Annotated in this window: 17 protein-coding genes; 13 read left to right on the forward strand and 4 right to left on the reverse strand. The window is 41.4% G+C overall.

Annotated elements, in window-relative coordinates:
* Positions 1-28: 28 nt before the first annotated feature.
* Positions 29-1,480: a nicotinate phosphoribosyltransferase gene (locus tag NSQ29_RS09755; protein WP_076283476.1), complete on the forward strand. Its 1,452-nt coding sequence runs from the start codon at positions 29-31 to the stop codon at positions 1,478-1,480.
* Positions 1,481-1,580: 100 nt separating this feature from the next.
* Positions 1,581-2,270 (forward strand): DUF6273 domain-containing protein, encoded by a 690-nt coding sequence (locus tag NSQ29_RS09760; RefSeq protein WP_339796265.1) that lies wholly within the window; start codon positions 1,581-1,583, stop codon positions 2,268-2,270.
* A gap of 226 nt (positions 2,271-2,496) precedes the next feature.
* Here the strand turns inward: NSQ29_RS09760 and NSQ29_RS09765 are convergent, their stop codons facing one another.
* Together NSQ29_RS09765 and NSQ29_RS09770 are read right to left on the reverse strand one after the other, a co-directional pair.
* A complete protein-coding gene (locus NSQ29_RS09765) occupies positions 2,497-2,952 on the reverse strand; it encodes a hypothetical protein (protein ID WP_339796263.1) in 456 nt (151 codons plus the stop codon).
* A gap of 317 nt (positions 2,953-3,269) precedes the next feature.
* Positions 3,270-4,613, reverse strand: a complete 1,344-nt coding sequence (locus NSQ29_RS09770) for an amino acid permease (protein ID WP_341124925.1) — start codon at positions 4,611-4,613, stop codon at positions 3,270-3,272.
* A 322-nt stretch (positions 4,614-4,935) separates the two neighbouring features.
* Here NSQ29_RS09770 and NSQ29_RS09775 point away from each other — a divergent pair, with 322 nt between their 5' ends.
* The 9 genes from NSQ29_RS09775 (at position 4,936) to NSQ29_RS09820 (ending at position 18,313) form a co-directional block, all read left to right on the forward strand.
* A complete protein-coding gene (locus NSQ29_RS09775) occupies positions 4,936-5,946 on the forward strand; it encodes a 2-oxoacid:acceptor oxidoreductase family protein (protein ID WP_076283479.1) in 1,011 nt (336 codons plus the stop codon).
* Between the two features lie 25 nt (positions 5,947-5,971).
* The gene (locus NSQ29_RS09780) at positions 5,972-8,278 is read left to right on the forward strand and encodes a thiamine pyrophosphate-dependent enzyme (protein ID WP_341124926.1); all 2,307 of its coding nucleotides are present in this window, start codon (positions 5,972-5,974) and stop codon (positions 8,276-8,278) included.
* 78 nt (positions 8,279-8,356) lie between these two features.
* The gene (locus NSQ29_RS09785; RefSeq protein WP_341124927.1) at positions 8,357-9,061 is read left to right on the forward strand and encodes a hypothetical protein; all 705 of its coding nucleotides are present in this window, start codon (positions 8,357-8,359) and stop codon (positions 9,059-9,061) included.
* Positions 9,062-9,848: 787 nt separating this feature from the next.
* On the forward strand, positions 9,849-10,589 hold the full coding sequence (locus NSQ29_RS09795; protein ID WP_341124928.1) for a LytR/AlgR family response regulator transcription factor: 741 nt from the start codon (positions 9,849-9,851) through the stop codon (positions 10,587-10,589).
* 1 nt (position 10,590) lies between these two features.
* Positions 10,591-11,877, forward strand: coding sequence for an ATP-binding protein (locus tag NSQ29_RS09800; protein ID WP_341124929.1), 1,287 nt, complete (start codon positions 10,591-10,593; stop codon positions 11,875-11,877).
* Between the two features lie 121 nt (positions 11,878-11,998).
* Positions 11,999-14,053 (forward strand): serine hydrolase domain-containing protein, encoded by a 2,055-nt coding sequence (locus NSQ29_RS09805; RefSeq protein WP_341124930.1) that lies wholly within the window; start codon positions 11,999-12,001, stop codon positions 14,051-14,053.
* Between the two features lie 76 nt (positions 14,054-14,129).
* Positions 14,130-15,299 (forward strand): serine hydrolase domain-containing protein, encoded by a 1,170-nt coding sequence (locus NSQ29_RS09810; RefSeq protein ID WP_341124931.1) that lies wholly within the window; start codon positions 14,130-14,132, stop codon positions 15,297-15,299.
* A gap of 119 nt (positions 15,300-15,418) precedes the next feature.
* Positions 15,419-15,973, forward strand: a complete 555-nt coding sequence (locus NSQ29_RS09815) for a DUF1700 domain-containing protein (RefSeq protein WP_341124932.1) — start codon at positions 15,419-15,421, stop codon at positions 15,971-15,973.
* Positions 15,974-16,243: 270 nt separating this feature from the next.
* Entirely contained in the window at positions 16,244-18,313 is a 2,070-nt protein-coding gene (locus NSQ29_RS09820) for a serine hydrolase (RefSeq protein WP_341124933.1), read from the forward strand.
* 1,045 nt (positions 18,314-19,358) lie between these two features.
* On the opposite strand, the gene NSQ29_RS09825 is transcribed toward NSQ29_RS09820, so the two are convergent.
* Entirely contained in the window at positions 19,359-19,571 is a 213-nt protein-coding gene (locus tag NSQ29_RS09825) for a hypothetical protein (RefSeq protein ID WP_076283489.1), read from the reverse strand.
* A 99-nt stretch (positions 19,572-19,670) separates the two neighbouring features.
* Complete coding sequence (locus NSQ29_RS09830) at positions 19,671-20,183, reverse strand: MogA/MoaB family molybdenum cofactor biosynthesis protein (protein ID WP_341124934.1); 513 nt, start codon at positions 20,181-20,183, stop codon at positions 19,671-19,673.
* Between the two features lie 172 nt (positions 20,184-20,355).
* Here NSQ29_RS09830 and NSQ29_RS09835 point away from each other — a divergent pair, with 172 nt between their 5' ends.
* Entirely contained in the window at positions 20,356-21,381 is a 1,026-nt protein-coding gene (locus tag NSQ29_RS09835) for a CobW family GTP-binding protein (RefSeq protein ID WP_341124935.1), read from the forward strand.
* 94 nt (positions 21,382-21,475) lie between these two features.
* Positions 21,476-21,823 (forward strand): four-helix bundle copper-binding protein, encoded by a 348-nt coding sequence (locus NSQ29_RS09840; RefSeq protein ID WP_042128424.1) that lies wholly within the window; start codon positions 21,476-21,478, stop codon positions 21,821-21,823.
* The last annotated feature ends 20 nt before the right edge of the window (positions 21,824-21,843 follow it).

The raw sequence follows: 21,843 nt of genomic DNA on the forward strand, positions 1-21,843 counted from the left end.
AGCAGCGTAGATATTAGGAGATGAGGACTTGAGAAGAGAACTTGCGCTACATACTGATAAATATCAGATTAATATGATGTACGCTCACTGGGTGAATGGAACTCATAAACGGAAGGCTGTATTTGAGGCTTATTTCCGTAAGCTACCTTTCGGTAACGGCTATGCTGTGTTCGCAGGTTTAGAGCGTATTGTTGGTTATATCGGCGGCTTGCGGTTTACCGAAGATGATATCCGTTATTTGTCTGAGCAAGAAGAAAACTATGCTCCCGCTTTTTTGGAGGAACTGTTGCAGTTTCATTTTCAGGGAACCGTTCATTCGATGAAAGAAGGCGCTTTGATTTTTCCAGATGAGCCATTAATCCGTGTGGAAGGGACAATTATGGAGGCTCAGCTGGTGGAGACAGCCATTCTGAACTTCATGAACTACCAGACGTTGATCGCTACTAAGGCTTCACGAATTAAGCAGGTGGCTCCGAATGACATCTTGCTGGAGTTTGGTACCCGGCGTGCGCAAGAAGCAGATGCAGCGGTGTGGGGGGCTAGAGCAGCCTATATTGGCGGATTTGATGCTACTTCTAACATGCTGGCAGGCAAAATGTTTAGTATTCCGACCAAGGGAACACATGCACATTCCTGGGTCCAGAGCTTTGGCAGCGAGCAGGAGGCTTTTGATGCCTATGCTAAGGTGATGCCGGACGAAGTTACGCTATTGGTCGACACCTTCGATACACTCCGTAGTGGGGTGCCTAATGCAATCAATACAGCCAAGAAGCTTGAGGCACAAGGTAAAAAAATGGTCGGTATCCGTTTGGATAGCGGTGACTTGGCTTATCTATCCCGTCAAGCGCGTAAGATGTTGGATGATGCTGGCCTGGATTATGTGAAGATAGTCGCTTCCAACGATTTGGATGAGAACACGATCATGGATCTGAAGCTGCAAGGCGCAGCAATTGATACTTGGGGTGTGGGTACACAACTAATCACCGCCTCTGACCAACCCTCTCTGGGTGGCGTCTACAAGCTGGTGGAAATTGAATCCGCTACTGGAGAAATGATCCCGACGATCAAGATTTCCTCCAATCCTGAAAAAGTATCCACGCCTGGCAAGAAGGACGTATTCCGGATCATCGGTAAAAATGGCAAAGCGCTTGCGGATTATATCTGCTTTCCAGAAGAGGAAGCTCCACGTAACGGTGCGCGGTTGAAGCTGTTTAATCCGCTGCATCCATACATGCATAAGTATGTCGAGCGTTATGAGGCATTGCCTATGCTAGAACCGATATACGTTAACGGATTTCAAGTGTATACTTTGCCGGATTTGAATGAGGTTCGCCGTTATCATCGGGAGCAAAAGGACCTATTCTGGCCGGAGTATCAACGTAAGCTGAATCCCGAAGTATATCGGGTGAATTTAAGTGAAAAGGTCTGGACTAGCAAGCAGCAGTTAATCGCTGAGCATATACGACCGGATATTGAATAGATTTTGCAGGATTAATTCTGTCAACAGTGTTAACGCGGGAGAGTGATATACCCGCGTTTTTTTGTTTTTTCGGAGGCTTGTAAATAAGGAGGAGAACTTAATGGAAAAGGGGAAGCTTGCTTTAGCGCCGAACAGGAACGTTAAGCCAGGCGAAATCATTACTTTCGGCACGTATTCACAATCGAAGGATGGTAAAGCGCTGCCGATTGAATGGCGTGTTCTCCATAACTCAGGTAGCGAACTGTTCGTTTTGAGCGAGGACATTTTGGAATGCAAGAGGTATCACGGCAAGAGCGCAGATATTAAATGGCGTGATTGCGTGGATATTACGTGGCACGACTGTGATTTGCGTGAGTGGCTGAACGATGAATTCTATAACAGTGCATTCAATGCTGCCGAGAAGGAATTAATAAAGACAACCCGTTGCTCAGATAACGGAGAGGGTACCCCAGATACAGAGGACAATGTTTTTTTGCTTAGCGTTGATGAAATAAAGGCATTCTCAGAGCTACACGGCAAAGAACTACGGCGTGCGGTTGGCACGGAATTTGCTAAAATGAAAAAGTATGATGGATGCAGCTTATACGTATATGATAAAACGGATAAAGATAACTATATAATCAAAGACGGCGAAGAGGTTGGCTGCTCTTGGTGGTGGCTGCGAACACAGGGAAACAAACCTTCGCGTGCGTTTTTTGTCGGACCGAGTTACAGTATTCGCAGCTATGCGAATGTCAGTGTAGCCCGTGACGGCGTCCGTCCGGCTATGGTAATTAATCTTCCAGGATAAAGACAAGCGGTTTAGAGTGGCAATAATTAAAAAGAGGCGTGTCCCTCTCTTCGCTAATGTGAAGAACAAGGGATACACCTCTTTTTATTAAGTATTATTAATACACACTGGAAGATCTTGTATCTCAATTATTTAAACATCTAAAGCTTGCAATTTAAAAAGAGATTCTCGATTTCCAAAGATCGACTTCTTGGTGCCTGCAAAATTACACATCCCATTATTATAACTACAGTCCGATAAACATATTTCTACTAAACGGCCCCCAGTTTGCCCCTGTGTACCCTGATCTCCCCTCTAAATTAACAAAACAAGGGAGCAAGATATACAGAACACCCATAGTAGCATTTGTATTGAAGGTCATAACAAATCTCGTTTTTGAATTATCAATTGCAGCTATCATACCCTTATCAGCACGAATTGTATTCTCTCTAGTAAGGGCCTCTCCCATTCCCACACTAGCTATGTCATTTGGATTTGGCATATTACTTCTTATCCAATAATTCGAAATATTTGTTGCAGATGCTAAATCCGCAGGTTGATCGTAAGTAACTAAAATTTGATTCAAAGCAATTTGTCTTGCTTCCACTACGACAGGATGAGGCATCACCATTTCTCTATCGTCAACAGTTGTATTCCTCATCCTATTGGGATAAATCATAGTAGAATTATTATACATAGACATTCTGTTCCCTCCATTATTAATTACAATAGTCATTTGTCACGAGACATTGTATGTAAAGGAGTCATGATTAGTGTTAGAAAAACGAATATACAAAAAAAAGCACGGGAGAGTGATGTTCCTGCGTTTTTTTGTTTTTTGTCAAAACGAAAAAGTCCGATGGATTCATAACCAAAGACGGCGAAGAAGTTGGCCGCTCATGGTGGTGGCTGCAAACACGTTTTGAACGGCAACAATTAAAAGAGGCGTATCCCTCACTTCACGAATGTGAAGAACAAGGGATACACCTCTTTTTGATACATGGGTCCGAGCTAGAACCTTTAATTCTTTTTCTTGAATTTTGCGAACGACCAAATCGTAAGCATCAACAGAACTGCTAGGCATGTTCCTATACTGATACGATTCTGAACATCGAAGAGAAAAGAAACCGCGATAACAGTTAAACAAACCAGTGTAACAACGGTTATATAAGGGAATCCCCATACCTTAAAGGTTGGTTCTTTCGGATAGGATTTTCTCAGTTTAAGTTGTGACATACAAATGCTGATCCATACGAGAATAACCACAAAGCCTGGAACCGCCATTAGCAAACGGAACAATCCATCCTGGGCGAAGTACGCTAATAAGGAACCAATAACAAGAACAACGGCACAGAGCTTCAGACTGTTGATGGGTACACCTTTTGCAGAGGTTTTTGCTAAGCTGCGTGGTGCTTCGCCCTGTGTCGCCATAGAGTGCAGCATCCGAGTGGCGCCATAAATACCAGAATTGGCAGCAGAGAGCACCGCTGTAATCAGAATAAAGTTCATGATGTGATCGGCACCCTTAAGTCCTGTTGCGGCTAATACCTGAACAAACGGGCTTGTATGCTCATTCAGTTGATTCCATGGTATTAATCCACAGATGATTAGGATCGGCAAGGTATAGAACAGAATAACGCGCAGAATGAAGCTTTTGACAACCTTAGGTAAGACCTTTTCTGCATCTTGTGTCTCCGTCAAGGTAAGTCCAATCAACTCTGACCCACCGTAGGAGAACATAACGACAAGAAGGGCAGAGAAGATGGGGGTCCAGCCTCGTGGGAGAAATCCACCATAGTCTGTAAAGTTGTGTAAGTAAGGCGTAGCTTCAGTCATTGGCAACAGCCCGAAAATTAATGAGCTTCCTAAGATAATGAAGATGATGATCATAGCAATTTTGATACCGGCCAACCAAAACTCCGTTTCTCCATAACCACCTACACTCATCATGTTGATGCCGATAATTAAAGCGCCACTTGCAAGACTGAGCAGCCATAAAGGAACATCCGGTAACCAGTATTGCAAGAAGCTGCCTGCTGCCAGCACTTCAATCACACAAACGGTCAACCACATGAAGCAATATAACCAGCCCACGATAAAGGAGAGTCGTTCTCCAAAAGCCTCACGTATGAAGTCCTTCATATTCCTATTCGGGTACACCGTAGCCATTTCGGCTATTGCCCCCATGACCACTAAGAGTAGCAGGCCTGCTAATACATAAGTAAGAATAACCGCAGGTCCGGCAATGCTTATGGTCTCAGAACTTCCTTTAAAAATCCCTGTACCGATTACTCCGCCCATCGCCATAAAGCTGATATGCCGAGGAAGCAATTTCTTCTGTAATGATGCTTCGTTTGACTTCACAATTAATGCCTCCTAAGCTGTCTTCGAAAAATTACACCAAGCATCAGTTTATCCTGAAACGGACTAGTTGAAAAGTAAAAATAACACACATTTTTATGAAGAGGCGCGACTTTTCACTGGAGTGTGATATTTATCATGCAGAATGTGATGAATTTAACATCTTAATTTTTAATTTTATTGCTAAATAAAAGTAGCTAAATAAGCTTAGGTAACACATGGAAAATGCAAGATTTGTCACTTCGCGACTTGCAAAATCAAGATACAATCGTTGAAAAAGTCAAAAGGATATTATACTGATGACATTCTGAAAGGGGCTATGTCGGTGGTACAGTTACCAAAAGTGAACGAACTCGGATTTTTTGAGATTCGTCTGGAATCAATTGGAGGGCTAGGCGCGAACTTAGCTGGTAAAATGCTTGCAGAAGCAGGCGTTGTCGGTGCTGGAATGAATGGAGTGAGCTTTTCATCCTATGGTTCTGAGAAAAAGGGATCAGCGGTAAAGGCACATATCCGTTTTTGTGATTTGAACACACATATTCGTGACACTTCACCGGTAGAACGACCTCACGTCGTAGGCATATTCCATGAAGCGTTGGCAAAGACCGTCAACGTGACTAGCGGAATTTATGATCATAGCACGGTGCTAGTGAACTCGGCTAAGTCGCCAGAAGAATTGAAGTCCTCCCTGAACATGATGGCAGGAACTATAGCTGTCGTTGATGCTACATCGATCGCATTAGATGAGAAGAACCGCGTAAACATGGCAATGTTAGGTGCGTTGTTCCGGATGTGCGATTTCTTGGATCCTGAAATTATGAAGGGGGTTATCGAGAAATCACTTGGCAAAAAATATCCGCAGGCTGTTCAATCCGCACTAACTACTTTCGAACGTGGATTTAATGAAGTTACTTTCATGCATTTCCCTTTGCCTGAAGGTGCGATTATGCCTGAGTTCGTTCGGTCAGATATTTCGGCCTTAGGTTATGAAACTCAGCCTATTGGTGGTACCATTACGAATCCTGGCAGCAGCTTTTTAAAGAATCTTAGCATTTCAAGATCCGGTTTATTGCCTCATTTTAAATTAGAGGATTGTATTCATTGTGCGCAGTGCGATACGGTATGTCCTGATTTATGTTTTGTTTGGGATGAGCAGCCTGATAAGAAGGGACGTCCGCAAATGTTCCTGCAAGGCATCGATTATCAATACTGCAAAGGCTGTTTAAAATGCGTAGAAGCTTGTCCTACAACGGCTTTGTCTGGCGAACGCGAGGAAGATGGCTACGCTGAGAGCCATACGGTCCGGCATATTTTTGATCTTGTTACTGAGGCTTAATTAACGGAGGAAAGGTGGAACACACGTGGCTATTGATTATGAAAAAGAAGTAAGCTCTACGAAGGTTGAGCAGAAATTCCTATATGAATCCGGCAATGAAATGGCGGCTTATGCAGCCCATCAGATAAATTATCATGTCATGGGTTATTTTCCGATCTCCCCATCGACAGAAGTCGCTCAATTTCTAGATACCATGAAAGCGAACGGTCAGCATGATATTATGCTTATTCCATCAGATGGCGAACACAGTTCTGCAGGAATCTGTTATGGAGCTTCGACGGCTGGTGGACGTGTATTTAATGCTACCAGTGCTCAAGGTTATATGTTCATGCTAGAGCAATTGCCGGTACAAGCTGGTACACGGATGCCTATGGTAATGAATTTGATCTGCCGCTCGATATCCGGTCCGCTTAATATTCATGGTGACCATTCTGATTTGTATTTTGCGCTAAATACGGGCTGGCCGATTCTGATGTGCCGTGATCCACAATCCGTTTATGATATGAATCTGATGGCACTTAAGCTTGCTGAGCACGCCAAAGTGCGTCTTCCAGTAATGGTAGCATCAGATGGGTATTTTACTTCTCACCAGAAACGTCGAGTACAGGCATTTACTCACCGTGAGGATGTTCATAAATTCGTTGGCCCACAACCACCGGTAGGCTTCACAGATACACTAGACCGCAATAATCCAGTTACCGTAGGTCCTTACATGAACGAACCTGATTATATCAACAACCGTTATCAGCAGTCGGTAGCGATGTATAATGCGGGTGAAGTCTTCGAAGAAATTGCTAAGGAATTCGCTGAATTGACTGGACGCCACTATCCAATGATCGAAGAGTATCGGATGGAAGATGCGGAAGTAGCCGTATTCTTGATGAACTCTGCCTCAGAGATTATTAAAGATGTTGTGGATCAGCTTCGTTTGCAAGGGATCAATGCAGGTGCAATTTCGCCGAATATGATTCGTCCTTTCCCGCAGAAGCAAATGGCTGAAGCGCTGAAAAATGTTAAGGCAATCACCGTAGGCGACCGTGCGGATTCGGTTGGTGGTCACGGCGGTAATATGGTAAATGAGATCAAGGCAGCCTTGTTCACCTATGGTAACACTACTACAAAGGTAATTAGCCGTATTTACGGGTTGGGCGGTAAGGACTTCTACGCAGAAGATGGTCATGCATTCTTCCAATTAGCATTGGATGCCGTTGCTGCAGACCGTGTTGAAGTTCCATTTGACTACTATGGTCACAATCCAGGTGCACCGGACAAAGCGCCACAGCGTCTATTGAAGCCGATGGACTTTGATTCGCTGAAGACAGGATTAATTACGGTTAAACAGGATGAAGCAACAGGGAAATTAAGTGTGCGGATACCCCCACTGCGCAGCTTGACGAAGAAACCTAAACGGCTTGCACCAGGTCATGGCGCTTGTCCAGGCTGTGGGATTTTCTCAGGACTGGAGACGTTCTTCAAAGGCATCGAAGGGGATATCGTAGCGCTTTATCACACGGGTTGTGCGATGGTAACAACTACGGGTTATCCATATTCTTCTCATAAATCTACGTTTATTCATAACCTGTTCCAAAATGGTGCAGCTACCTTATCCGGTGTCGTAGAAATGTTCTGGGAACGCAAACGCCGTGGTGAATTGGACGGACTTGGGCTTCAAGACGACTTCACATTTGTAATGGTAACTGGTGATGGCGGTATGGACATCGGAATGGGACCTGCAATTGGGGCTGCACTACGCGGTCACAAAATGATTATCGTAGAGTACGATAACGAAGGTTACATGAACACAGGTGCACAGCAGTCCTATTCCACACCACTGGGTCATCGTACATCTACATCCAGCATTGGTAAGAATCAGCAAGGTAAAGTTACACAGCATAAGGATACTGCGCAAATCATGGCAGCTACTAACATTCCATATGTCTTCACAGGTTCCGAAGCTTACCCGCAGGATCTTGTGAAGAAAGCGGCAAAAGCACAATGGTACGCTCAGAACGAAGGACTTGTGTACGGTAAAATCCTGATCGCATGCCCACTGAACTGGATGTCTGAGGATAAAGAGGGTACCAACATCGTTTCGCTGGCTGTTGAATCTTGCTTCTTTCCTCTATATGAAGTGGAGCACGGTTCTACGAATATTACGTACAATCCAGAGGATAAGGGCAAACGAGTTGAGCTCTCCGCTTGGTTGAAGACAATGGGCAAAACCCGTCATTTACTGAAGCCTGAGAATGAGCCAGCTTTACGCAGCTTCGAGGCAGAAGTGGAGCGTCGCTGGAATCGTCTGAAAGCGAAACATGAGCATCCTGATTTGTAAAATATAAATGATAAAACACCCGGCAGATTCGTCTGTCGGGTGTTTTGTATATAATGAAAGAAGGGAGGACTGATACTATTGAGCTGGATTTTATGGACCTGTTTTTTTGTTTCATTACTGTTGTCTTATTTGGATCAGCGAAAGATATTAAAGTTAAAAGACTGGGTGATCATAATTGCAGCTTTTTTACTTTGTGAATTGTATGTCGATTTATTTGGATTACTGATTCCTGTGGGTTTTATCATGGGCTTGATTTATATGAATAAAAAGAAAAAGTTTCTTTACGCAAAGGCGCTAATGTTTGGGTTGATTACCGTCTTCGTCATTTTCTATACCCCTAAGATTAGTTTTCAACAAATCAAAGCGCTTTCGGAGAGTAACAAATATACGGAGCAATTTAATCAGGTTAAAGCCGTTTCTAATTTTAAAGTTGAATCAGATGTTAACAATGTACTTCAGAAGGCAGCAAATCATTTAAAAGATAAAAATCCAAACTCAGAAATACCTGTAGACGATCCTCATGTAGTCTTCAGTATATGGGTTCTCCAACACAGAAATGTAGCTCTTCAAGATATAGATTGGTTATGGTACAAGGCGCCGTTAGAATTACATTATTATTGGCAAATTAATCGTCCTGATCCATTGGTTACTCTTGAATATGTTGTATTTAATGAGGTTGGGTACATGGGTGTTTTTGAAAGAGAGCATGAAAAAGAACCCTATCATCTCCGAACGATCTATGAGTTTGACCGCCTTAAAACATGGACTCCGATGATACCCTGATTCTGAGTTTAACAAAGATAAATCGTGAGCACCGACTCACAACCTAGAATGGAATTTATTTCTCATAGTCATACAAACCTTTCGCTAGACAAAAGAAAACTGCAAATGTGCATCTTTTTGCGCAGATTTTTTCTTTTATTAGGTCGAAACCTGCAAATATACAGGAATATCCATACTTATGACACGAAGACTTATTCTTAAGCAATAATTACTGTAAATTTGCAGGAATCTATACTTTAGTCCGCCACGTATCATTTAAAGATGTACTTTTTCAGGTTTATTCGACATTTCGTCATTTATAGTGAGCGATTAGTCGACCCAGCGGTGGATTTGATTAACTGCGCTTATAAGCCGCTTAACAACGGTCTCTCGATTTGCCATAAGGACTCATTGAAAACGGACAGAATCTTCGTACACATAAAGATGCCATCATCTCTGTTAATTTTTCCTCTCCAGCGCTCAGAACTTCATCTGAGGTAGGGAACGTCAACAATGTTTTCAAAGATACAACAGAATGTAAACCCCCAAATAGACCCTTGTATTCAGGAAATACCTGATCTAAAACAGCTTGGAATTGCAGCTTAACTCCATATGGATGTTATAAAAAAGACATTCACAATACCTCTGAACATGGGTAAGATGCAGTCAAGGAAATATTCGTTCATGTGGTGTTGAGGGATTTTAATTTGCATTTCATCCAAAAGCTATCTATACAAAGTCAAAAGGTTGTATCATGTTTATATGGAGTTTTAGAATAAAGGTATAGAAAATGCGGGGTGTATTATTTTTGTATAGAGTGGCTATTTGCGATGATGAGGAAAAACAAAGAGAGCTTGTCAAAAGTATGCTGATTACTTTGTCGATAAAGACTAATATAGATTTTGAAATTGAACTATTCGGCTCGGGAGAGCAATTGGTATCCCATTATGAGCGCTATGAAACTCCATTCCATATTTTAATTTTGGATATTGAAATGGGGGGGATAAACGGGATTCAAACAGCCCGAAAAATAAGAGAGTTAAATAACCTAGATGAACAAATTATTTTTCTGACAAGCTATCCTGAATATATGGTGGAAAGTTTTGATGTCATGACATTTCAGTATTTGATAAAACCCATTGCTCCTTCGATCTTGGTGGAGAAAATGATCAAGATATGCCAATACTTTCAAGCACTTGATAAAAAGTTTATGGTTATCAAGTCAACCTATGAAGAAATCGTTTTAAAATATGATGACCTCATTAGTATTCAAGCTGCCAAAAGCTTAACTATAAAAAGCAAACTACATTTTACGACCACTAATCAAACCTATGAAAGCAAAGGCATCATTTCAGATTATGCTTTGGCCTTAAAAGACTGTAACTTCTTGCAAATCCATCGTTCTATTATTATTAATCTGCTACATGTGAAGAAATTTTCTAGCGGAGTTGTTCTAATGTCCAATGGGTTGGAATTACCCATAGGTCGTTCTAAAATTAATGAGGTTAAAGATACTTACACCAAATTTATGATTATGAAGGTCGATTGATATGATTCAAAATAATTTTCCTATTGTCTTTAGCATTGTACTTGTGATGGGTGTTCAAATTAATTTTTTCTTCAACTCGGTGTTTGATAAATCAGCTAAAAAACATAACCGATTTATTTATTTCATTATGTTTGGGTTGCTTGATTACATGTATCTGGTTATTCCCATCTCTCCTATTTTATCTTTGATTCTACCTTTGCTCATGATATTTAGTTTTGCACAATCTTATCAAGTAAAAATTAAAGACAAGATCATTTTTTCTATGTTTTACGGTGTTTTAATATCTCTCGTTAATTTTATATCCCTTTATATTTTTTATACCCTATATTCAATTGAGTTTAGCTTTGACCCTGTAAATGAATATGATCAAATAGCCTACACAAAAGCTATTTTACTCAGTTGCATGATCATGTTTGCTATCATTCAGGTCATACGTCTACTTGCAAAACGTAGAAGTTACTCTTTGCATTATCGTTACTACATATTTTTTTCGGTTATTCCTATCGTAAGTATAAACCAACTGAATATTCTAACTTATAAGGACGCCTATTCTTTCATATCCGTCATTGTATTACTATTCTTAAACGTTATGATTTTCTATGTTTTTGATAATATCATTGATAAATTTCAATTCATGCATGAGAATGCTCAGCTGCAACAGCAGATGGACCATCAGGATGCGAATTACGAAAAAGTCGTTCACAGCTTTAAATCCATTAAAAGAATCATTCATGATACGAATCAACAGTTTTTGTATATTGAAGAGTGTATTGAGCGAAATGAGTTAGCAGCAGCAAGGGAACATATTAAGACTACATTAAATAAAGTTGAAGGGGCTTATCAACGGGTAAACACAGGGAATCTAGTTATAGATGCCCTTGTCACAAATACACTTAATATTGGACAAGCCAATGGCATAAGAATAGATACAAAGCTTAGCTTATGTTCACAAAAAGTCCATATTGACCGTTATGACTTATGTGTTGTCATTGGAAATATGCTAGATAACGCAATAGAGGCTTCTAAAAAGTTGAAGATCGCAGAAGATAGGTACATTCTTATAAAAATACATTCTACCGAGTCTACCCTTCTCATTCACATCATGAATCATATGGAGAATGAAGTTACCCACTTAAACAGCCAAAAATCAAACCCGGAATTTCATGGTATCGGATTAACGAACATAGCTAGAATCTGCGACAAGTACGGTGGTCATATGACCATTGAAACGAAACATAAAGTATTTAATAATATGGCACTAATACCATTATATACCAACAATCCCTAAACAATCTGTTGTTTAGGGATTGTTTTTTGCGTTTCAGGGCGATTTTCATTCTAACAGCGTTCTTCCTTGTATGATGATTTCAGTAAGTCACATCTAGAAGGAATACGAGGAGGGATTAATAATGAAGAAGATGGTTTCCGTAGTAATGACTGCAATACTTTTTGCAATACCAGTCACCCCTGCTTTTGCTCTAACGAATAATGACACTGTAAAAGAAAAGGCACAGGAGCTGGCTTCGAAGATTGTGTCCGATTATGGTGCAAGTGGATTACAGTATGCAATTATGGATCATGGATCCATTGTTTTATCGGATAGCGCTGGTGTCTACGATAAAGCGACCAAGAGTCCGATAACCAAAGAGACGATGTTTGGAATAGGCTCAGTAAGTAAAACGTATGTGTCTGCTGCAACGATGATGCTAGCTGATTTTAATCAAATTGATATTGATCAACCACTAACCACGTACATTAAGGACTTTAAAATGGCAGATGAACGATATAAAGAGATTACGCCACGCATGTTGATGAATCATTCTTCAGGAATTTACGGTAGTCACTATGGGAATAGTTTTTTGTTTGATGATAATGATACGAAAAATCATGATGAATTATTGGTCAAATTACAATCAGATAACTTAAAGTCAAACCCCGGCGAATTTTCGGTATATTGTAATGATGGTTTTCAACTGCTTGAAATCTTGGTTGAAAGAGTGAGCGGTTTAAGTTACAGCGAATTTCTTGAAACCCATATTAGCAAGCCTCTTCAATTAACCTCTACCCAAACACCACGTGATTCGTTTGATAGAGACAGACTCACAAAAACTTATTTTCCCGGGATCGATCAAGCTTTACCCATCGAGAATGCCAATCTCATTGGGACAGGAGGCATCTACTCCACGGCCGAAGAAGTAAGTAAGTTTGCTGAAGTATTAATCGGGAATCGAACGGATATTTTATCTGAGAAGTCAGCAATGGCTATGCAAAGTCATGAGTATAGAAAGGGAGTTTGGGTTTCTGAAGAGACAAACACCATTAATTATGGCCTGGGTTGGGATGCCGTCCGTTTAGCACCATTTAGTGATTACGGAATAACCGCATTATTCAAAGGTGGAGATACGTATATGTATCACGCTGCTTTGACTACCCTACCCGAACATGACATTTCTATAGCTGTACTTTCATCGGGAGGTAGTGGTATTTACAATAGTATATTTGCATCTAATATTTTATTAGAATATATAAGCGCCAAAGGCATCATTAAAGAAATCCTACCTAAAAAAACATTTGAACCTCCATTGAAAGTGGAAATGCCATCCGATTTGCTTGCTTACTCTGGATTATACGGTACCGTAGGTAAAACGGTAAATCTGGAGATAAAGAACGGAGAGATTGATTTACCCGATCTAGGATTTGGATCGATACCGCCTCAAAAATATGTATATACGGGCAATGGACAATTTAAAAACAACGATGGGAATGCAACCATAAGCTTTGACCACCAGAAGAATGGAACAACTTATTTAAAACTTAACGCTTATACGGATACTCCAGGATTAGGTCAAACAGTTGCGGTAACCTACGAATATCAAAAATTAGATTCCAATCCTCTAAGTCAGTCAATTAAAACGATATGGGAACATAGAAATGAAAAAAACTACTACTCTTTGGATGAAAAGATAACTTCAATGTTGTATTTGAGCAAATCGCTTTTGGCAAAAAATATATCCGTTGATATCAACCATGGATACGCATCCGGCACTAAAATTGTTGACGAGAATAAAGCAGTAAATGTAATTGAGATTCCTACTTTGAACGGAAGAGATGCTTTCGATTTGAATTTCTATAATGAGAACCATAAAGAGTATTTAAAGATCGACGGACAATCCTATATAAGTGAAGATGCTATTCAACCCATTTATGAAGGGAACGACTCGTTTTGCATCATAGCATCGGGTGGTCAGGCTGTATGGTATAAAATTGATGATCAATCAGCCAATCGAGTCATGAACGTTGAAACTCCAGTGAGTGGAGGGTTTGCCGTTTATGACGCAGATGGAATCGTTGTGAACTTTTCAAAGGCAACGAGCACTCATTCGGTAGTTCTACCTGAAGGTGGGATGATCGTTTTTGGTGGTAATGAGGGCGATATATTTAAAATTAATTTGATGAATAAATAGACGACTCAACTTTGTAAAACAACAATTAGGAAGATGATTACAAACTTACAATATTAATTGAGAAGAGGAATGCCTTATGAAAATACGTAGTCAAATTACATTTGCAAGTCTGGCCCTTTTAATAACTGGAAGTTCCCTGCTATACACATCGCCAAGCTCAATTGTAAAAGCAGAACCCACTCAAAATGTATCAAGTTCGTTACAAACAACCACTCAACGAGATCATAATTCCGTCAAGCAAGCAATGCGGGATACATTGTTACTTGGATTCCCAGGGATACTTGCTAAAACTTCTGAGGGTGGAAAAACGTGGGGTTATGCCGCTGGGGTAGCGAATCTGAGCACCAAGAAACCAATGGAAACAGATTTTCGATTTCGCATTGGCAGCGTGACGAAGACGTTCACCGCAACGGTTGTACTTCAATTAGCTGGAGAGAACCGCTTGAATCTAGATGACTCCATCGAAAAATGGTTGCCTGGTTTCATTCAAGGAAACGGATATAATGGTAAACAAATTACCATCCGGCAGATATTGAACCATACAAGTGGTATCGCTGAATACTCAAGATTCAAAGGCGCAGATTTTATGGATACGAAAAAATCGTATACGGCTGAAGAAATAGTGAAGATGGGGATTTCTCTGCACCCAGACTTTGTCCCAGGAAAGGGATGGTCTTATTCAAACACAGGATACGTATTACTGGGTATTCTTATTGAAAAAGTAACCGGAAACAGCTACGCGGAAGAGATTGAGAATCGGATTATTGAACCGCTTGAATTATCGGATACATTCCTACCTGGCAATTCAAGCGTTATTCCAGGCACCAATCATGCTCGGGGATATTCCCAACCAGACGAAGCAAGTGAGATAAAAGACGTTACTTATTATAATCCAAGTGCAGGTAGCTCGGCTGGAGATATGATTTCTACTGCTGATAACTTAAATAAATTCTTCTCTTCCTTGCTTGGTGGCAAATTACTCAAGAAACAGCAACTAAAACAAATGCTTACTACAGTTCCTACAGGAAGAGCAGGAATCGATGGATATGGTCTTGGAATCTTTGAAACTAAGCTTCCAAACGGTGTCTCGATATGGGGACACACAGGTGGCATTCTAGGGTTTTCTACGATTGCTGGAGGTACACTTGGAGGCAATCATACGTTGGTCGTCAGTTTGAACAGTTTGGGTAGAGATAACAGTCCTAATCCGTTTAAAAGTATTTTACTTGCTGAATTTAGCAAGTAGGAAAAAATGGAAAATGAAAAATACGGATAAATTCTGCGCAATACAAGGGGTTGGTCCCTTATTTGAAGATTATGATAATTTATTAACAGCTATATCAGTAATCAAAGGAGAGTTAAATTATGGATAAAATTATGAATGATTACCTAATGAAAATTGACAATCATTTGAAATCGATGACCGATTCCGAGCGTATTGACATTTTAAAAGAAATCAAAAGTTTAATACTTGAATTGCAAAATAATGGTGTATCTACTGAGCAAATCATCGAACGGTTAGGAAACCCAAAAGAATTAGCGAAAGTATACTTAGGTAAAGCCATTTCAATGAACAGTAAATTTAGTTGGCGTAAATTTGGTGCAATATTTGCTCTTTGTAACAGTTTTGTAGGTGTCAGTGGTATCTTACTCTTGCCGTTCATCAGTACTCTTTCCATTGCTTTAATGATTGGTGGAGTTATTACGCCGATAGGCGGAATTCTTAAATTTGTCGGACAACATATGGGATTTGATATTGGGGGAATAACAATCGAAATGGGAGCATTTACACCAAGCCCAATGTATTCCTTGCCAATTTCTATTGTGATTGGAGTGTTAATGTTTTGGTTTGGGAAAGTCTTATGGAAGCTTACTATTAAATATATTCAGGCAATTAGTCAGAAAAAGAAATTAATATAATGAACCGGGCGCGACGGTCATTCATAGACCAACCGTACCCCGATTTCTGGCTGGCCTATTTTTTTGTAGGCATATATCGTCAATCGCAATCGAAACAATCGAAAGGCACACCGTAGCCATCGGAGTTAGCTACAGAGGTCTGACCTTTTTTTGCTTGACCTTAGGCTAGGTGATGAACTATTCGGAAGATTGTGCGGGGAAATAATTCATCATATTACACTGAGAGGGTACTTCCAGCCTATACTAATTTCATTGACGGAGGATTTTCTAATGCGTAAAAAAAGAGTTTCAAAAGTGCTTGCTGTAACGCTAAGCACGTCTCTAGCTGTGAATTACTTAATTGCTTTGGTCGGAGGGTATAGTGTCAGTGCGGAACAGCTCCCTCTTAAGGGACAAACAATCACAGCGATTCAGACTGCAGCTGTTCCTGCTGCTCCAAGCGGTCCGGTTGACCCCAAAGAAGTGGAGGCCTTCGCGGACAATTACTTTGGGAAAAGCCTGAAGAAGTTCAATGTTCCGGGTGCCATGTTCGTCGTCGTTCAGGACGGACAAGTGGTTTTATCCAAAGGATACGGGTATGCAAACAAAGAAAGCAAAACCCCAGTAGATTCCAATACCGTTTTTCGCATCGGTTCCATTTCTAAGACGCTTACAGCTGCGGCTGTGCTGCAGCTTGCAGACCAAGGGAAGATCAAGCTGGATCAGGACATCCAATCATATCTCGGAGGTATCACAATACCAAATTCGACAGGTAAACAGCTAACTTTGGAAAATATGCTGACCCACATGACTGGGTTCGATTTCCCATATGAAAAAGACGATGACGCCTCGCCCGATCTTCTCAATCAAGAGAATTCTCTTCGAGATTTCTTAATGGATAGAATGCCAACTATCGTCCGGACGCCGGGGGAAGCCTACCAGTATGACGATTATGCTTTTGCTTTGGCGGGATATGCCGTGGAACAAGTTACTGGGCTCCCTTTTCATGAATACATGGATAAAAACATCTTTCAACCACTCGGCATGAATTCTTCCCATGATCTTGTAACCCCAGAGCTTAAAGCCCGAATGGCTGCAGCTTACGATCCGGAAGGTACGCCATATCCGGAGTATGGCCTTTATCCTACGGACATGCCTCAGGGCGGAATGTTGTCCACCGGAAGCGATATGGCTAAATTCATGATCATGCTTCTACAAAAAGGAAAGGCCGGAGATCGGCAAATGTTAAGTGAACAAAGTGTTCAACGAATGAGCAAGTTTTCCGTTTTCGCTCATCCGGCCATACCTATAACAAGCTATGGATTTGAAAGCATTTTTAATGAACTGTCGAATGGTCAGTATGTCGTCAGCAAAGGTGGGAACATCCCCGGACATGCCTCTTTTACATGGCTACTGCCTGAGCGCAAAACGGGGATGTTCGTCATTTATAATAATGATTCCGAATTGCGCTCGGATTTGTATGCTGCTTTTATGGACCATTATTATCCGAAGAGCACTGAGATGCCTGAATCGGTATCACCTCTTACAGAACAGCAAGCCGCGCGTTATGTCGGATTATACAAAGACCTTCATACCCCGTCATTTGTGACTAGAATTACGTACAATAACGGACAACTTGTAGCGGAAGACAGATACAAATTGGGGAATGGCAAGACTACTTTGAAAAAGATAGATCCCTTGTTGTTTATGGATGACCACGGGAAGAAAATAGCATTTCTTGAACAAAAGGATGGAGGTATTGCTTATATGTATAGACCCTCCAAGTCCCCGATAGCCTATTCGCCCAAAATACAGGAAAAAGCGTTGTTTTCCGATGTCTCGAAAGAAAGCCCCTACCAACCGTCTATAGAAAAGCTCCATTCGCTTGATATCATTAATGGAAGAGATGGGCGCAGCTTTGACCCGAAGGCGTCCGTGACCCGTGCGGAATTCATCACAATGCTACTGCATGCTTTCGGCTATCCGCCCTCCAAATCGAAATCCGGTTATACGGATATCGAACACCATTTTGCCTTCAAAGAGATACAGGCAGCGGTCGAGCAGCATTGGTTGGAGGAGGAGACCGGAGGCCGATTTGAACCGGATCGCACGATAACTCGGGAAGAAATGGCCGTCATCTTAACGCGCATTCCTCTTCCATGGCCGCTTGGCGATGAGGTCCGATTGGCAGGGGAAACCGATGAATCGGCTATCAAGGCCGTAAGCAAGCTTGTTGCTGCCGGAGTTACGGATCCAGTCACAATAACCAATTCTGACGGTTCAGTCGATTTCCACTCCAAAGAACCTTTGCTTCGCCAAGAAGCCTCCTATTTCATTGACAAGATTCTATTTGTTCCTTAATCGCTTATCGGCCGTTACAGCCGCATTCGCGCCGTGACGGAATCTCCAACCATGACTAACTTGTTGTTTCTTTCCAGTTTTAATTTTACTACCTTAGCGCTTAGCACATTCTATTCGTGAGGGATGGGACACTATTGTTCAATAAAATATCGACAGGCTATAATCTATGGTTTCCGTATTTTATTATTTGGTCAATCTAAACCTTTACTATCCCTTTCCTTAAGCAGCAACAAATTTTTTTAGAAAAAGCTTAAAAATGAATGTAAATATGGGGTAATAGAAGGCGATTGAAAGAATCTGCCTACGCTATTGCCTCTTTACAATGATTAGGATACAATTACCTCATTACGAAACACATTCATTTTCTCCGCTGTCTTATGTTCAGCTGGAGAAGGAGCTGTTGTCTTAATTGACAACTTATAGAATATGCCTTGAGGTTGAAAAAGTGTGGCCATTTTTTTTGGCTATGCCTTTTTTTCATTTCAAGGCTTTTTTATGTCCAATAACATGATAAGGGGGAGATAGAGATGGACCATAAGAAGAAATACTGGCCTATAGAGCTGGAATGCATAAGAAAAGGCGTAAATCATCTTGATGATTACGTCACTATGATTTGTCCACATTAATCAAGTGCTCGCTTACTCGAAACAGTATCGGGAGCAGATAACAATCACTCAATTTGAACCAGTTCAAGATATTAAGAACCGGGGAGTGTTGTGATCGCCATAGACAGGCAACTTACGGCGGATCAAACTGCAAATAGAATATGACTATGATTGGATTAAGATCGATGATGTGGTTCAGGTAACTACATAAAAAACGCCCCGGAAACTTTCCCCGGGGCATAACTACTATTCCTCGAATAACTCATCCATTAAACTATCGATTTCCTCTTTTTGGGAAAACGTAGCCTCAATATCGAATTTAGTTTAGAGTATGAATTTGAATTGTTTTTTGACAGAAAAAAGCGAGAGAAGACCCAATGCATTTAGAACGAGTCTGTCTCTCACATATAGGGGACTTTTAATAGTGTTGTGAAGTAGAGTTATCTTCCGCCTCTAGGCATCATGGAGTTATCCACAAATACATCTTTAACAGAATAGGTGTAGCAATGGCGAGGTACGGGTACACAGTGGTGACGTCTTACGATTTCAATTGGATGAATCACATTTACTACTTGTGGGTGGAAGTGATCTTGATAAACCACCTTAGGTGGGTCAGTAACCGTTTGGGCTGGGCATTTTGGACATTCAGACATTTCCTTCAGCTCCTTTTGTGTGTGGACTTACCGTATTATACGCACAGAACAAAAGCCTGCTTGGTTGTTTGTCTATTGTATTTAAAAATGGGTATTTGCTTAACGCTTGTAAATTTCACGCATTACATGCCGTAATTCCGGGATAATTAACCGTTCCATAGCCAGTTTTACGGCTCCAGTAGAGCCGGGCATAGAAAAGATAGCGGTCTTTCCCATGGTGCCGGCAATGGCTCGACTAAGAATAGCTGCCGAACCGATGTCCTCTGTGAAGCTTAGCATCCGAAAAATTTCACCGAAGCCAGGTAATGATTTATCTAGCAAAGAGGCAACAGCTTCATACGTCGTATCCCGTGGAGAAATCCCTGTTCCACCTGTCAGAAGTACAGCTTCTATTCCGGCGTGGTCAACACATTTATACAATAGCTCACGAATATCCTGATAATTATCTTTCGTAATGGTGCTGCCTATCACTTCATACCCGGCTTCTTCGAGCATAGATTTAATCAAAGCTCCTCCGGTATCTGTTTCAATAGTTCTGGTGTCCGAGACAGTAATGATATAGCAGGAAACGGTTTGAGGCGCTTCTTTCCGATGTTCTTCAACAGATGACATATGGCTCAACTCCTAGATTAGAGATGTTATCATGATAGGGTATGGCAGAAGTAAAGACAAGCTTACTTGTACTCACAGAATTCAGCAGGAATTTGGGGTGCCGCTTGCGTGCTTCGCGCGCATGTAGTACACTCGCTACACATAACTGTAATTTGCTGGGGAGCGATGAAACATGGAACAGGTCGTACCTGTGTATATATTGTCAGGATTTCTGGGGAGCGGCAAAACAACACTGCTGCAGCGCCTACTAGATCATTGGAAAAATCAGGGTTTACGCCCTGCAGTAGTGATGAATGAGCTGGGTGAAGTGAATTTAGATGGATTGTTAGTTGAGCAAACTGTCCCTATGGCAGAACTACTTGGTGGATGTATATGCTGTTCTATCCGAAGTGATCTTAGTACAGAACTCGCAACACTGATTAAGAAGGAGACTCCGGATGTCGTAGTGATCGAGGCAACAGGCGCTGCCAATCCGCTGGAAATTGTGGATGGCGTAACCGAGATTTCGTTGTATCAAAAAGTAGAACTAAAAAGCTTGATCACCGTCGTTGACGCCGCGCATCTTCTTGAACTGTATCGCGCACAACAGGGGGCAACTTATCGTTTGATGCAGGAGCAGATTCGCTGCGCTTCTGTCTTGCTATTGAATAAAATTGACCGTGTAACCGCTGAAGAGGCGGAGGAGGTTAACGTTGTACTGCGGAAATGGAACGCTTATGCACCCATTCTGCCAACTGTGCGTTGTGAGGTGAAACCGGAGGAACTGCTGCGTGATGCAGGTGGAGTCCTTACGGATAAACAGCTGGAAGAAGTTGAGGACGCGAGCGAAAGCATCATGCATGATGAAGATGAACACACTACTGGTGGCACACATACTAGCCACGATCATGTGATGGCGTACACACATTATTTTAAACGTCCAGTAAACAGTGAAGAATTCGAACAGTTCGTTAAGGAATTGCCACGTGATGTTTATAGAGCTAAAGGTATTGTGACCTTTAATGACACCTCCAGCCGGTTTCTTTTCCAATATGCCTATCGTGAAGCTGATTTTATGAAAATCACACCACAGGGCGAAGTGCCTGACGTTGCCGTATTTATCGGTGAACATTTCTCATCAAATGAACTGCGCACTAGGTTACTGGAGATGGAGGGACGTACCTTCGTTCGTCCTAGTACAGTTAAGAGAAGTCTATAATCAGATCTCCTTGTCAGAAGTTGTAATGGTTCATTCCTAATCTTGTAGGTTAATAGTATCGCATACCCTATAAAAATACAGGAGGTTTAAGGCTATGACCCGAATTCAATATCAGGAGTGCATTGACGCTTGTTTAGAAAGTATGAATGCCTGTAATTATAGCTATGTCTCAAGCCTAAAAGAATATGATCTTGCTTCTCTGCGTGAAAGCATGCGGCTAGATCGTGAATGTGCGGATATTTGTTCATATGCCGTACAAGCGATGACTCGCCAAAGTCCGTTTGTAGCCGGAATTCTCCGTCTGTGTGCCGAAATTTGTGAAGCCTGTGCAGATGAAAGCAGCAAGCATATACATACACATTGTCAGGAATGTATTGATGCCTGCCGTAGATGTGCTGAGGCGTGCCGTTTGATTAGCGATGCGGTTGAAGTATACGCGTAAGGTTGTATACCCAACCTAAC

Origin of the sequence: Paenibacillus sp. FSL F4-0236 (genome assembly GCF_038000135.1) — a bacterium.
In the GTDB taxonomy this organism is placed as follows: domain Bacteria; phylum Bacillota; class Bacilli; order Paenibacillales; family Paenibacillaceae; genus Paenibacillus_AQ.

Coding starts and splice junctions, on each gene's coding strand:
- NSQ29_RS09760 (WP_339796265.1), top strand. CDS start 1,581: ATGGAAAAGGGGAAGCTTGCTTTAGCGCCGAACAGGAACGTTAAGCCA.
- NSQ29_RS09800 (WP_341124929.1), top strand. CDS start 10,591: ATGATTCAAAATAATTTTCCTATTGTCTTTAGCATTGTACTTGTGATG.
- NSQ29_RS09820 (WP_341124933.1), top strand. CDS start 16,244: ATGCGTAAAAAAAGAGTTTCAAAAGTGCTTGCTGTAACGCTAAGCACG.
- NSQ29_RS09830 (WP_341124934.1), bottom strand. CDS start 20,183: ATGTCATCTGTTGAAGAACATCGGAAAGAAGCGCCTCAAACCGTTTCC.
- NSQ29_RS09810 (WP_341124931.1), top strand. CDS start 14,130: ATGAAAATACGTAGTCAAATTACATTTGCAAGTCTGGCCCTTTTAATA.
- NSQ29_RS09825 (WP_076283489.1), bottom strand. CDS start 19,571: ATGTCTGAATGTCCAAAATGCCCAGCCCAAACGGTTACTGACCCACCT.
- NSQ29_RS09840 (WP_042128424.1), top strand. CDS start 21,476: ATGACCCGAATTCAATATCAGGAGTGCATTGACGCTTGTTTAGAAAGT.
- NSQ29_RS09765 (WP_339796263.1), bottom strand. CDS start 2,952: ATGTCTATGTATAATAATTCTACTATGATTTATCCCAATAGGATGAGG.
- NSQ29_RS09815 (WP_341124932.1), top strand. CDS start 15,419: ATGGATAAAATTATGAATGATTACCTAATGAAAATTGACAATCATTTG.
- NSQ29_RS09805 (WP_341124930.1), top strand. CDS start 11,999: ATGAAGAAGATGGTTTCCGTAGTAATGACTGCAATACTTTTTGCAATA.
- NSQ29_RS09835 (WP_341124935.1), top strand. CDS start 20,356: ATGGAACAGGTCGTACCTGTGTATATATTGTCAGGATTTCTGGGGAGC.